We start from the raw sequence: 12508 nt of genomic DNA on the forward strand, positions 1-12508 counted from the left end.
GTAAAGTGGTGTTTCTAGCCATATAAAGTCAACAAAATTGGGGCACGGTCAATCAATGAAATTTAAAGATTACTACAAGATCCTAGGCTTGGCTGAAAATGCTGATCTAAAGGAAATCAAAACAGTCTATCGTAAGTTGGCCGTAAAATATCATCCTGATAAGAACCCTGAGCCCGGGGCAGAAGAAAAGTTTAAAGAAGTAGCTGAAGCCTACGAAGTATTAAAAAATGAGGGAAGAAGAGCTGAGTACGATAAAATGAGACGCTATGGCTCAGGTTCATCCGAGGGTTTTAATGTACCACCCGACTGGCAATCTTCGAGCGGTAACAAGCAATATCAGTCAAACGAAAATGATGATTTTTCTGACTTTTTTAATTCCTTTTTTTCTGACCGAGCCAAGTCTAGAAGACACTCACAAGCGCATAGCGAGGATCTATTTAAAGGCCAAGATTTTGAAATGGAATTACCGGTTTTTTTAGAAGAAAGTGTCTCAGGTGTCACTAAACCCATTGAATATCATGTCCCTGCACCCATCAATGGTCAACTCACTAAAATCAAGAAATCGCTTAATGTGAAAGTGCCTAAAGGGGTTAAAGATAGTGAGCGCATAAGGTTAAAAGGCCAAGGCGCACCTGGCAGCAACCATAAGTTAAACGGGGATTTGTATCTGATTATTAGATTGGTGCCGCACCCATTATTTGATGTACAAGGCTCAAACTTATTATTAAACGTGCCCCTGACGCCTTGGGAAGCTGCACTAGGTATTAAACTTGAAATACCGACACTTGATGGCAAAGTTAAGCTCAACATTCCCGCTAACTGCCAGAGTGGTCAAAAACTACGAGTAAAAGGCAAAGGACTCAATAGTAAGTCCGGCCAGGGTGACCTGATTACCGTCATCAAAATTGTAATTCCGCCATCAACTACCGATGAAACAAAACAGTTATGGCAACAACTTGCTGAAGTAGAAAAGTATAACCCCAGAACAGAGTGGAGTTAGCCAAAATGACAGACATAAGCTTACATATTTCAGTCAATGAATTGTGTGAAATAGCCGGAATTGAAAAATGCATCATAATAGAAATGGTTGAATACGGCATTGCTGCACCTATATCAGACAGTCAAGATTCAGAATGGATTTTTGATTTGGAGAGTGCTCATTGGATCAAAAAAGCCATTAAATTGAACCAACAACTTTTAATTGACTGGGTCGCCATTAGCTTAGTCATAGATTTAATGAAAGAGAAGAAAAAGCTCGAACAGGAAAATAAGCTTTTAAAAGCTAGACTGAATCGAATTGATTAGTTTAATTGAAATCACTCTATAAAATTAGTCAACAACTGAGTGTTAATGGAGTTTATAACTATGAATAAATCAAGCGTTTTTTGGACTGCGGGCATTGTCGTTGTCGTGAGTTTAACCATAGCGGGTTGCAGCAGTAAATTTGCAGAGTCTATGCGTAAGATAACTTACCCTCCGGGTTTTAAATACACTGAACCCGCTGAGCTTAGATCTGACATGGCTAGATTATCGCAGCAAATGCTATTACTCGATAAAGCACTCATTAAGGGTTATGAACCCACTCAAGATGGTGCGAAGGACCAGCGCCAGCAAGTACTACAAGCATTACAAAACATGGGAAGGACTGCCGCTAAATTAATTACAGGAGAAGCAGGAGGAAATCACCCGTTTATGCAAGATCACATGCAAGACTTTGTCGCTGCAATTGACCAAGCAAGGGCCGCTGCCGCTCTTCAAGAGCCAAATTATTATTTTGCAGGCAAAGTTTCTGGTGGCTGTACCAATTGCCACAAAGTAAATCGATAATTTTTGCCGATATCAGCCAAAGATAATAAGAAAATCAAACGAGAAAATAACCCTTGGCCATCGCATGACAATTATAACCAAGCGTTATTTGCACTTTATTAATCTGTTATACCGACAGTCGGCTGTAATTGTTGTACTTCAAACTTGATACTAAGGTTTATATATCAGCTCTCCCCTTTGTTTGTAGACTGCCGGAAACTAAACAAGTGATAGCCCTTTGGCTAAGTCTATTAATCACGTTAAGTAGTTTCCACAATTCATTAAGTATAATACCGAATAGTATATGACGTGGGTTTGAGTAATTATCATATTAATTTATAGTCAATTTTTAAAGGTAACTCACCATGAAAAAAAATGAGCAAAAAACAGAATTACAAGTCAGTTATAAAGCAATGGTTGATGCCATAGAAGACTTTGTGATCACAGAAGGTAAAACTTTGCAGCAGGCTTTTCATGCCGCAGAAGAGAAGCTAAAAGATGCCAAGGAAATTAGCAAAGATAAAATTGAGGAAGCTAGCAAAGACTTAAAAGATAACTTTCGAATGTTAGGTGAAGCATTCGAAGGCGCAGGTGAAGCCTATAAAGAACAAATAAAGTTGGAACTGGCTTTTGTAAATAGTTCAATTTGGGACAAGTTACAAAGTATCGCTAATTCAAATACAGTAGAATTAGTAGCGTTTACCAAGAGCCTTAGAGAACAAGCACAAACTATCATAACAGAGCAGCACCTTGCGGCTCACCAAGAGCACAGTCAATGGAACTCTGAACATGCTTTATGGCTAGATGAGATAAAGTATTGGACAAAAGAGCACCAAAAAGCGCTGACTAAACTAGTCGCCATAGAAGAAACCATGCAGCAACAAACATCAATATTGATCGAGCATAGTCAGGCTATTCAAGCTCAAGCTAAAGTTGCTCATGAACACGAAAAAATCATGAGAAATACTGAAGATAATTTCAGTAGCGAGAGTAAAACCGTGGAGAAAAAATCAGCCCCAATGCATAAAAACGAGCGGAAGATACACACACAGCAAAAAGAATTACATCATAAAATAAAAACCCATCATTTTAAAATAATGGCGATGATCAATATGCTTTATAAGGAAATACATAAAGCAGACTAAAGATGAAATTACCATGAACTAGGCGGGTAAATATTTCCCTAATAGACAAAGATATTATAGCGCTGAAGCAGTACGTTGTTTTTTAATAATGTCGGTTCAGCATGCACCATTTTATTGACCCTCAAGACACAGTCATATCACTGGCGCATTACTACATAGGCTTTTTGCCAACATAATAATCTGTGCCATAGGCTTTTTAGGCTAGTTATTAATTTACTCAACAACTAGCTTTAAAACGCTAGCCTTTGGCTTTTTACCGGTTTTGCAATCTTCTGTAGTCTTTAGCTGTTTTTAATCTACCAATAGTTGAGACTTTTCAGCTGAAAAATCGATGGATGATATTTTGGTATTATTTATAAAAATAATTAAATAATTATTCATAGCAGACTACTGGACTTAAGTTTAAGTTTAAGTTTAAGCTATTGATAAAATTAAGTTAATCTTTAAAATACAATCTATCTACAAACCGAATATCAATAATTTTTGATAGCTTTATGGATATCTAACCTAGCTTAAAAGTTGGTGAACGTTGAACATTAAAAAAGTATTAATTATTGAAGGGGTTATTAACTTCTTATTGATGATGATCAAATTAGCTGTTGGCTTTTCTACCTACTCAGCAGCAATATTAGCTGATGCACTCCACTCATTAACCGATATAGCAAATAATATTGTTGCCTGGTTTGCGATCAATCAATCTGAACAACCGCCTGATGAAGATCATCAATATGGTCATAAAAAATTTGTGCCTTTAGCGATATTTTTTCTAGCAACTTTGCTCAGTGTTGTTGCCATTGAGGTTATTGTTCAAGCCGCTAGCCGCTTTGGTGAGCCCGTGTTAAATAGCTCGATTGGCTTAGGGGTAATGTTTATTGTTTTAGGGCTTAATACTGGCCTTACTTTGTGGGAGTCTTTTTGGGCAAAAAAATTAAATTCGACTTTATTACAGGCAGATGCGAGTCACACATTTAGTGATGTACTGACTTCTATTACCGTTATCATTGGCTGGCAATTAGCAGCACGCGGATACTATTGGCTTGATACAGTTTTTGCTATTGCTGTTGCTTTTATTATTATGTTTTTGGCTTACAAGCTATTTTTACAATCCATTCCAATACTGGTTGATAAAAGCCTGTTAAACCAAGCTAAAATTGCGCGCACAGTAACCGAGCTCCCCGAAGTAAAATCAGTTAAATTGGTACGTACCCGTAATGATGGCGAGGCTAACTTTGCTGATATCACCATTAAAGTTGACTTGAACCTTTCTTTAGCTACCTCACACGAACTTGCAGATAAAATCGAACGCCTTTTAGCAACGCAGTTTAACATTGTCGATACCACTGTTCATATTGAGCCCGCTCTTGATGAGGATAAACAAACTCAAGATTGAAAATAACTTGCATTGGTCAGCGAACTATCCTCAATTAAGTAGTCATTCTCAACAAGGGGTAGCATAAAGTAAAATACTGAGCCGACAGGAATATTTTTAGTATAATGAATGGTGCCGCCGTGCTCTTCAATAATACTTTTTGAAATAGAAAGCCCGATACCCATGCCATTCTTTTTTGTTGAAGAAAATGCTGAAAACAACTTATCTAGCATACTGCTAGACAAACCACATCCGCTATCAACAACTGATATTTTAATGCTCTCAATAGCGGTTAACTGAGTCCTTACTTCAATAACACTGCCATTTTTAAAATCGATAGACTGCATAGCTTCCATGCCATTGCGCAATAAATTTAACAAGACTTGCTGTATTTGTACGAGATCAACCAATACAATTAATTTTTCACTACTGTGGCTTATCTTAATATTGATATCACGCATACGAGCATCGTGTTCGGCTAATTTTGCTACTTCGTCAATTAACTTATTGCAATCAAGTAATTCTTTTTGCCTTGCCCCCTGTTTTGTCATGATTTGCATGCGCTCAAGCACGGCACCGGCTCGGTGTGAATGTTGATTCAGCTTTTCGAATATTTCCGGCAATTTTTCGAACTTACCGCTATTACACAGACTTTTACCCGATTGAGAAAATAATGAAATAGCAGTTAACGGCTGATTGACCTCGTGCGCAATACCAGCCGCTATTTCCCCCAATGAATTCAATCTATCGGCATGAGACATTTGTTCAATGTGCATGCGTCTTTGATCTTCAATGACCCTTTGCTGAGTAATATCTCTGATTAAACCAACAAACATTCTGTCTTCATGGCATTGAATATCATTTATTGAAAGATGAATAGGAAATACACTGCCATCCTTGCGCTTGGCGTCTAGCTCTCGTCCAAGGCCAATAATATTGCTTTGGTTAGTACGTATATAGTCGGTTAAATATTGATCATGGTGATTTGCATAAGCGCTCGGCATCAACCGTTTTACATTGGTATTTTTCACTTCATCAAAGGTATAACCAAACATGCGTTGCGCAGCGTTATTAAAGCTTTTTATATCGCCTTTATGATCTATGGTAATCACAGCTTCAACCACTGAATTTACAATAGCATCAGAAAATTTATGGCTGCGTATAAGGGCTTTATCCGTGTTTTTAATATCGGTAATATCTGTGATATAACCCTCGAGAATAGTTTCATTGTTTAACAGTGAGGTAACCGCTTCGCCTTTTTCCCATACGATACGAACCGACTTATTTTTACATATTATGCGATATTCAAATTCGTAAAATTTTTTCTCACTGACCGCTTGCCTAATTATTTCATATACCCGCTGGTAATCGTCTGGGTGTACAACCCTGCGCCATAAAACACGATGAGACTCAAAGTCGTGCTTAGCGTAACCCGTTAACACCTCACAACCTTCACTGACTAGCATCATGGGTCCGTTAGGTTTGTCATAAGCTTGGTATGCCATGCCAGGTAGGTTTTTCAACAAATGTCCTACTTTGTTGCGTTCATCTATTATGATTTTAGTTTTATTTCTTGCCGTTAACGCTGTGTATACCGCCAAGGTAACAAAGACACTCAGCAAAACACCCAGCAAAAATAAAGTGCCTATCATCCCATAATGTGAGCGACTTAAAAATTCGGCTGTGGGTACTATGTCAATTTGCCAAATTTGCTGCTGAAATTTAAAATTTGCTTGGCTGTGCCAATGGCTAGTATTTATTGTGGGGGTTGTTTGGTCTGAATATATTTCTTGGCCGTCAATATAGAGTGAAAAATCATGTTCCATCAGTAAATACGAAGGCAGGATTGCAGCTATATAAACGTCGAAAAAAAGTAAGCTACTAATAAAGCCTGCCAATGGTTCATTTAGTGACTTATTATCAAATATTGGCGTGTATATTCCGATCGCCCCGCCACGAATTGAACTCAATGGCATAGTAATAACAGACTCACCTTTTGGTTGTGCTTTAAATGCGGCAGATAAAGTCTTAGGGTTAAGCGCCAAGTTGATGTTTTGGTTGGTTTTGTTACCCTCAAATGATTTGACTCTGCCAATATGGTAGTCGTTACCAATCCAAGCAATGACTTGATAACCACCACGCGTATCATACAAATTTTTGCTAATGGTGTGCCAGTCGTCATCTGTTATAGTTGAAGTAAGTCGAGATGACTTGGCAAATTCTGTCAGGGTTATTATACGGTTTTTCAAGTCGTCTTTAAGTAACGAAGCTATGCCATTAGCCGTACTCTGCGACAAACGATTAATGTGTGCACGGCCTTGAGATTCTATAGAAACAACCATGAAGGCAATTAAACAAGCCGCCAAAACACCCGTAATGATCGAATAAAAAAGAATGCTTTGTTGTGGTGACAAGGATATTCTCCCAGTCTTATTATTTTGTTCATAATCCATATAAACTCAATCTTCCTTAATTTTGACGACGCATTGCCATGATGCCCTCGTTACCCAGAAAATAATAACCCAAAACATTCACTTTGCCATGTAAGCATTAAATGAATAATAGCTTGCTTTATAGCTATTGAAATTAATAATCCATCACGCTAATTAAGTATTTAAAATAACAGTTTTAATGCCCACAACAGAAGATAGCGTAGCAACAGACTTTTAGTCTTCTATATTTATTGCTCTGTATTTAGTTTTTTTTAACTATGTTAAGGATAGTCGATATCTCACTTTGTTAGCACTGGTGATTTTGGTATGGGTTTTTACTTGCTTAATTCATTATTTTAATCGCTATCACTCAAGGCTTCAAAGCCAGAGACCACATCAAATAACTCTTCATCTATATCGCTTTGGCGTAGGCGATGAAAGCTTAGATTCAAATCATTCTGTTGTTCCTCGATATTTTTTTCTGCTCGTTGCATCGCCGCAAGACGACTAGCATTTTCGCTTGCCAATGACTCTGCGCACGCTCTGAACAAGCTAACAAAAAGGTATTCACGTACCAATGCTCTTAGGGTTTTATCTCGTTCAGGTAGCACTTCAGGTAGATTATTCGTCGGCCACTTAATATCAATGAAATTTTTTTGTAAGCTTTCATTCAAGGGCAATAACTGTTGACTCACTGGCTTATAAATAGAGTCAACTTGAGGACGATGATGAAAAAGATAAACTTGATCTATTGTTCCTAGTTCACGCTGTGCTTCAATTTCAGTCAATATGTCAGCGACCAATGCCGTTATAGCATTAATTGAATTGGGTAGTATAAAGTCGTCTTTAAGTGTGACTTCATTTTCAGCCCAATGGGTATCAGCTAAACGCGACTTTATACGTTCGCCTACAGCCCAAACAATTTTATGCCCTGTTTTATGCGCTGATATTGTTGCCAAAGTGCTAGTAACAAATTCTGCCATCACTTCATTAAATTGACCCACTAGCCCCTGATCTGAGCCAAACACGATCACGCCCACACCAAGCCTTTTTTGTTGATTGCTGATTTTTATAACATTAGGCGAGTGGTGTCGTTGAAAACAAGCTATCAGCCCAAGTTGCACGGTACGATAGTAATCATCAAGTGAACTCACAGCATGCTCATATTGGCTAATACTTGAAGATGCCATAGCCTTCATGGTACTTACCACAGACTTAAGTTCTTCTGTACTGGTGATTTTTCGCCGTAGACTAGCAACACTGTCGGTCATGTTTTATTACTCATAAATAATCACTTATCGTTCGCTCTGCATCGTTGATCCTTTATAGTTATTCACTAATAGATAGTTATTCACTAATAGAGCCTGCTTAATTAAAACTGCGCTAAGCAATGTTACTTTAGCTTTTCATCCTTGGGTAAGTCATTAACTGAATTATCAGGCAAGTCACTCGCCGAATCACTGCTTGAGTTACTGGGCCTATCACTCGGAAAAAGTGTGATCAATGCATCGCGCGCAAGCTCAATAATACTCGCTCTATCTTCCTTACTTAATGTTTTAACACTTTGTAATCGCTCTGTTATCTCAACAGGAATTTCAGCCGCTGAAACGCGGACTAGATGTTCGGCAGACGTCATATCTGCTAGTGGGATGTCATCAAATAGCTTAGCGGTCAAAGCGAGAAGAACAGAAATTTGTTCAACCATAGAAACAGGACTGAATTCCGACTGTTTCAGGCAGGCACGAATACGCCGACCATGTTCGATAATTTTTAGTGTGCTGTCATCGAGTTTAGCGCCAAAGCGGGCAAAGGCTTCAAGCTCTTCAAATTGTGCATAAGCCAGTTTTAGGTTAGCTGTTACCGCACGGTAGGCAGCGTTTTGTGCCTTACCACCAACACGTGATACAGATTTTCCTACATCAACCGCCGGCAAAACCCCCAGTTCAAACAGCGATGGTGAGAGATAAATTTGGCCATCGGTAATAGAAATAAGATTAGTTGGAATGTAAGCGGAAATATCCTGCGCTTCGGTTTCAATAATAGGCAATGCCGTCAAGGAGCCACCACCAAGCTCTTCACGCAAATGCGTCGCGCGTTCCAGTAAGCGAGAGTGAATATAAAAAATATCACCCGGGAATGCCTCGCGACCAGGCGGGCGCCGTAATAATAAAGACAGTTCGCGATAGGCACGCGCGTGATGAGTCAAATCGTCATAAACAATCAAAACATCACGGCCCTTTTGCATAAAATACTCGGCGATGCTTGTTGCCGAATAAGGGGCAATATAGGCAAGTCCCGGTGGTTCATTACCTTCAGTAACCACCACTATAGTGTAAGCTAACGCACCTTTTTCGCGTAGCGTTGCAATAACTTTAGCCACACCTGAAGCACGCTGGCCAATGGCACAATACACGCAGAGTACGTTCTGATCTTTCTGATTTAAAATAGTATCAAGGGCAATCGCTGTTTTACCCGTCTGGCGGTCACCCAAAATTAATTCTCGCTGACCGCGCCCAACAGGCACAAGGGCATCAATAACTTTGATACCCGTTTGCAAGGGTACGCTGACCGGTGCGCGATCCATAATAGGCGCAGATGGTCTTTCAACAGGAAGGCGTATGCTAGTCAGTAACTTTCCCTTAGCGTCTAGCGGTTCACCAATCGGATTAATGATACGCCCAATCAGTGCATCGCCCACAGGTACATCAACCACATTACCTCTGCGTTCAACTTCATCACCCACCTGCAAATGCCAATAATCACCGAGCAGCACAACACCGATTTCATGTTCATCAACATTAAAGGCAATACCAGAGATACCGCCTGGAAAGCTAAGTAACTCTTCAAAACCTACGTTAGGCAAACCTGAAACTATGGCAATGCCCGTTGTGATGCGGATAATATTACCGACTTCTTTGGCCTGAAATGGTGGCGTAAAAGCTGCCCTTGCTTTTGCCATGCTTGAAAAAACATCATCAAAGGTTGTTTGTAACAAGCTTGCTTTGATAAAATCAGCCTCGGGTTTCATTACGGCCCTTTTCAGTTTTATTGGTGGGTATTGCATCATTAGCATCATTAATAACAGTAGTTTCGTTTTGACTCTTTGCTTTATGATTGATTTGGCTATTATCTAAGCTGTTATCTAAGTTATTGCCTTCACTATCACCTTCACTATTACTTTGCGCTTTGCTTTCAACATGAACTAAGCTTTGTAATATTTGATCCACTCCCTTAGCCAAGGAGGTAAGGTAATCACTGATACTCCAGGCTACTTTTTGGCCATTCGCACTGATTTCAATACCACTAACGACAGTTGAATCGATGACAAATGCAAAGGCTATTGCATCGTTATCGTCATAGCCAAGGGTATGTTTAATCGTGCTTTCAATCTGCGCACGCTGTTCCTCAGTTAAAGTAAAGCCGGTACGCACTACCAATGGGGTTTTATTGGTTGGCATCAATGATTGAAATGCCAATTTAAAGGCTGCCTTTTCTTCAACGCTGATTGTTTTAAAACGTTGAAGAAACACTAAAACTATTTGTTCTTCTAAGCTTGCTTGTGCTAAATCATTAAGTACCTTGCGAACAATGTTAAACACCTCTTCACGTGCGCGCTGGCTAAGTGCATCTTGCAAACTTAGTTGCTCATTTTTAAGTGCAAGCTGAAGTTTTACACGTAAGTCATCTGATTGTTGTCTAACCTCGTCGAACAAACGCGCGCGCTCCGTTTTTACCTCAGCGCTAAGCTGATTGGTGCGCGTTGTCTGTTGGGCATCAAACACAGCATTTTTATGCACAAACTCATTACGCTGCTGCTCGGCTTCAACACTTTTTTTGTCCGCATCAGCAAGCGCACTAGCAATGCGCTTTTCACGAGCGTCAATCGCATTGAGAATAGGTCGATATAAAAAGCGCTTTAGTAACCACGCGAGAATCAGAAAATTGATTACTTGCGCAAGCACGGTAAACCAATCAATAAGCATAATTTATGGCCCTACCACCTGAGCAGCAAGCACATAATTCCAAAATGGATTGGCGAACAACAAAATCATCGAAACCACAAAACAATAGATGGCAGTAGATTCGATCATTGCCAAACCAACGAATAATGTCCGGGTGATAGTTGCCGATGCGTCGGGCTGCTGAGCCAGAGAAGACAGCGCAACCGCCACTGCCTTACCTTCAGCAAGCGACGGGCCGACAACACCAATAGCAATAGTAATCCCAGCAGTGATAATAGATACCACCGCAATTATAGTCATGCTGTCCATAAGTTCTCCAAAGTTAATCCTAGTTGTTTATGCATTGTCTAACTGCCATTGGCTTTAGGTTTTATTGTGCTAGTAGCCGCAGCGATATAGACAGTGGCTAAAATAAAAAAAATATAAGCTTGCACAATACCCGTGAGCAAGCCAAGTACGGTCATCACGATGGGAAACAAAAAAGGCGTAATACTGACAAGAATACCGATGATCATGGCACCGCTCATCATGTTGCCAAAAAGACGTACGGCCAGAGCGAGCGTACGAGATATTTCACTGATAATGTTAAAAGGTAGCATGATAAAAGTGGGCTTAGTATAAGAAGCAAGGTAGCTAGCTAGGCCTTGTTCTTGAATACCGTATAGTGGCACCGCGATAAAAACACATAGCGCCAGCGCCGCTGTGGTCGAGAGTGAACCTGTCGCGGGTTCAAAACCTGGAAAGACAGTACCCAAGGCAGAAATGGCAATAAATAAGAACAGTGAACCGAGAAAAGCTAAGTAATGATGAGGGTGCTTTAAGCCAACGTCTTCGATTTGTTTACTGATATTAATCACCACGACTTCAAGCAGATTTTGCCAGCGAGAACGATGTAAATGGGTGCTTAGCTTATGGGTAATCAGCATCGAGCTCAGTACCAAGACCAAGATCACAGCCCAAGTGGAAACTATAGTAGCGTTGAGTTTTATAAACCCCAGTTGCCAGAAAATGATTTGATCAGGGCTAAGGTTCATAAATTACGGCCATAGGCTGTTTGCTTTTGTACTGGCTCTGACGGCTTGTTTTCTCTTAGGTTTTTTTGAGGTTTTTTGTGAATACTTTTTTCAGTACTGTTGTCAGAGTATCGCGTTGCCAAAAAGCGCACCACCATAAAACCGACTAAGCCAGCCACCAAGCGTAACCAGTTGTCACCAAGGATTAAATAAAAACCAACAATGACCGTACTGGTTCGAAAAAACAGGCTAAAGACAAATAACAGCGCAACATATTGACTTGAGCCAAGCTGACGCACAGTCCACCAAAGCCCTGCAAAATAGAATACGCCAAGCATTGCCCCAACTAGCAAGGCAAATAATCCCTCTAGGTTATCAATCATCATTATTTTCGTCCTCGTCTCGGTGAATCTCTTTATATTCCTTATCGACCCAGCGCCAAGCGGTAAAACAGCCAAGGCATAAACCGATAATGAGTAAGGTTAATGTCCAAGAGTTTTCGCTTGGATAATGCTTATCTAACCAAATGCCTAATGCGGCGCTAAGCACTGTTGGTATCGCAACCGACCAACCCACTAGCCCCATCATGCCTAGGCCAGACCACACGGTTTGATTAACATGTCGCTGCGCTTTAAGTTTTCGTGCGGCCATATCACCAACCTGTTGACTAAACCTAGTGCCACGGTGCTTAGCGTTAGCTAACTTAACCTCAGCCAATTGCGCTGCATTTAACTCAGCTTTAAGTTTGGGTTTGGGTTTGGGTTTGGGTTTATCAGGCATC

At 40.1% G+C, this 12508-nt stretch carries 13 protein-coding genes; 5 read left to right on the top strand and 8 right to left on the bottom strand.

Annotation, left to right across the window (positions count from 1 at the left end; genetic code table 11):
• The first annotated feature begins 55 nt into the window (after window positions 1-55).
• The 5 genes from H4J41_RS11440 to H4J41_RS11460 all read left to right on the top strand — a co-directional run bounded on the left by H4J41_RS11440 (window position 56) and on the right by H4J41_RS11460 (window position 4341).
• Entirely contained in the window at window positions 56-1000 is a 945-nt protein-coding gene (locus tag H4J41_RS11440; RefSeq protein ID WP_182137960.1) for a DnaJ C-terminal domain-containing protein, read from the top strand.
• A 5-nt stretch (window positions 1001-1005) separates the two neighbouring features.
• Entirely contained in the window at window positions 1006-1305 is a 300-nt protein-coding gene (locus H4J41_RS11445) for a chaperone modulator CbpM (protein WP_182137959.1), read from the top strand.
• A gap of 60 nt (window positions 1306-1365) precedes the next feature.
• A complete protein-coding gene (locus H4J41_RS11450; RefSeq protein WP_182137958.1) occupies window positions 1366-1827 on the top strand; it encodes a hypothetical protein in 462 nt (153 codons plus the stop codon).
• Window positions 1828-2171: 344 nt separating this feature from the next.
• A complete protein-coding gene (locus H4J41_RS11455) occupies window positions 2172-2951 on the top strand; it encodes a zinc ribbon-containing protein (RefSeq protein WP_182137957.1) in 780 nt (259 codons plus the stop codon).
• Window positions 2952-3480: 529 nt separating this feature from the next.
• Window positions 3481-4341: a cation diffusion facilitator family transporter gene (locus H4J41_RS11460; protein WP_182137956.1), complete on the top strand. Its 861-nt coding sequence runs from the start codon at window positions 3481-3483 to the stop codon at window positions 4339-4341.
• Here H4J41_RS11460 and H4J41_RS11465 read toward each other — a convergent pair.
• The 8 genes from H4J41_RS11465 to H4J41_RS11500 form a co-directional block, all read right to left on the bottom strand.
• Complete coding sequence (locus H4J41_RS11465; protein WP_182137955.1) at window positions 4332-6773, bottom strand: PAS domain S-box protein; 2442 nt, start codon at window positions 6771-6773, stop codon at window positions 4332-4334. The two genes, H4J41_RS11460 and H4J41_RS11465, sit on opposite strands and share 10 nt — an antisense overlap.
• Window positions 6774-7108: 335 nt before the next feature.
• The gene (locus H4J41_RS11470) at window positions 7109-8023 is read right to left on the bottom strand and encodes a F0F1 ATP synthase subunit gamma (protein WP_182137954.1); all 915 of its coding nucleotides are present in this window, start codon (window positions 8021-8023) and stop codon (window positions 7109-7111) included.
• A gap of 122 nt (window positions 8024-8145) precedes the next feature.
• Window positions 8146-9780 carry an alternate F1F0 ATPase, F1 subunit alpha gene (locus tag H4J41_RS11475; RefSeq protein ID WP_182137953.1) on the bottom strand — a complete coding sequence of 545 codons (1635 nt, stop codon included), beginning with the start codon at window positions 9778-9780 and terminating at the stop codon, window positions 8146-8148.
• Window positions 9764-10735 (bottom strand): F0F1 ATP synthase subunit B, encoded by a 972-nt coding sequence (locus tag H4J41_RS11480; RefSeq protein WP_182137952.1) that lies wholly within the window; start codon window positions 10733-10735, stop codon window positions 9764-9766. Before H4J41_RS11480 ends, H4J41_RS11475 begins: the two co-directional genes overlap by 17 nt.
• Before the next feature lie 3 nt (window positions 10736-10738).
• Window positions 10739-11023, bottom strand: a complete 285-nt coding sequence (locus H4J41_RS11485) for a F0F1 ATP synthase subunit C (RefSeq protein ID WP_182137951.1) — start codon at window positions 11021-11023, stop codon at window positions 10739-10741.
• Window positions 11024-11061: 38 nt separating this feature from the next.
• Entirely contained in the window at window positions 11062-11748 is a 687-nt protein-coding gene (locus tag H4J41_RS11490; protein WP_182137950.1) for a F0F1 ATP synthase subunit A, read from the bottom strand.
• Entirely contained in the window at window positions 11745-12113 is a 369-nt protein-coding gene (locus H4J41_RS11495) for an ATP synthase subunit I (RefSeq protein WP_182137949.1), read from the bottom strand. The genes H4J41_RS11490 and H4J41_RS11495 overlap by 4 nt, the downstream gene beginning before the upstream one ends.
• A complete protein-coding gene (locus H4J41_RS11500) occupies window positions 12103-12507 on the bottom strand; it encodes an AtpZ/AtpI family protein (protein WP_182137948.1) in 405 nt (134 codons plus the stop codon). The genes H4J41_RS11495 and H4J41_RS11500 overlap by 11 nt, the downstream gene beginning before the upstream one ends.
• Between the last annotated feature and the right edge of the window lies 1 nt (window position 12508).

The organism is Colwellia sp. MB3u-45, from assembly GCF_014077005.1.
Lineage (GTDB): Bacteria > Pseudomonadota > Gammaproteobacteria > Enterobacterales > Alteromonadaceae > Cognaticolwellia.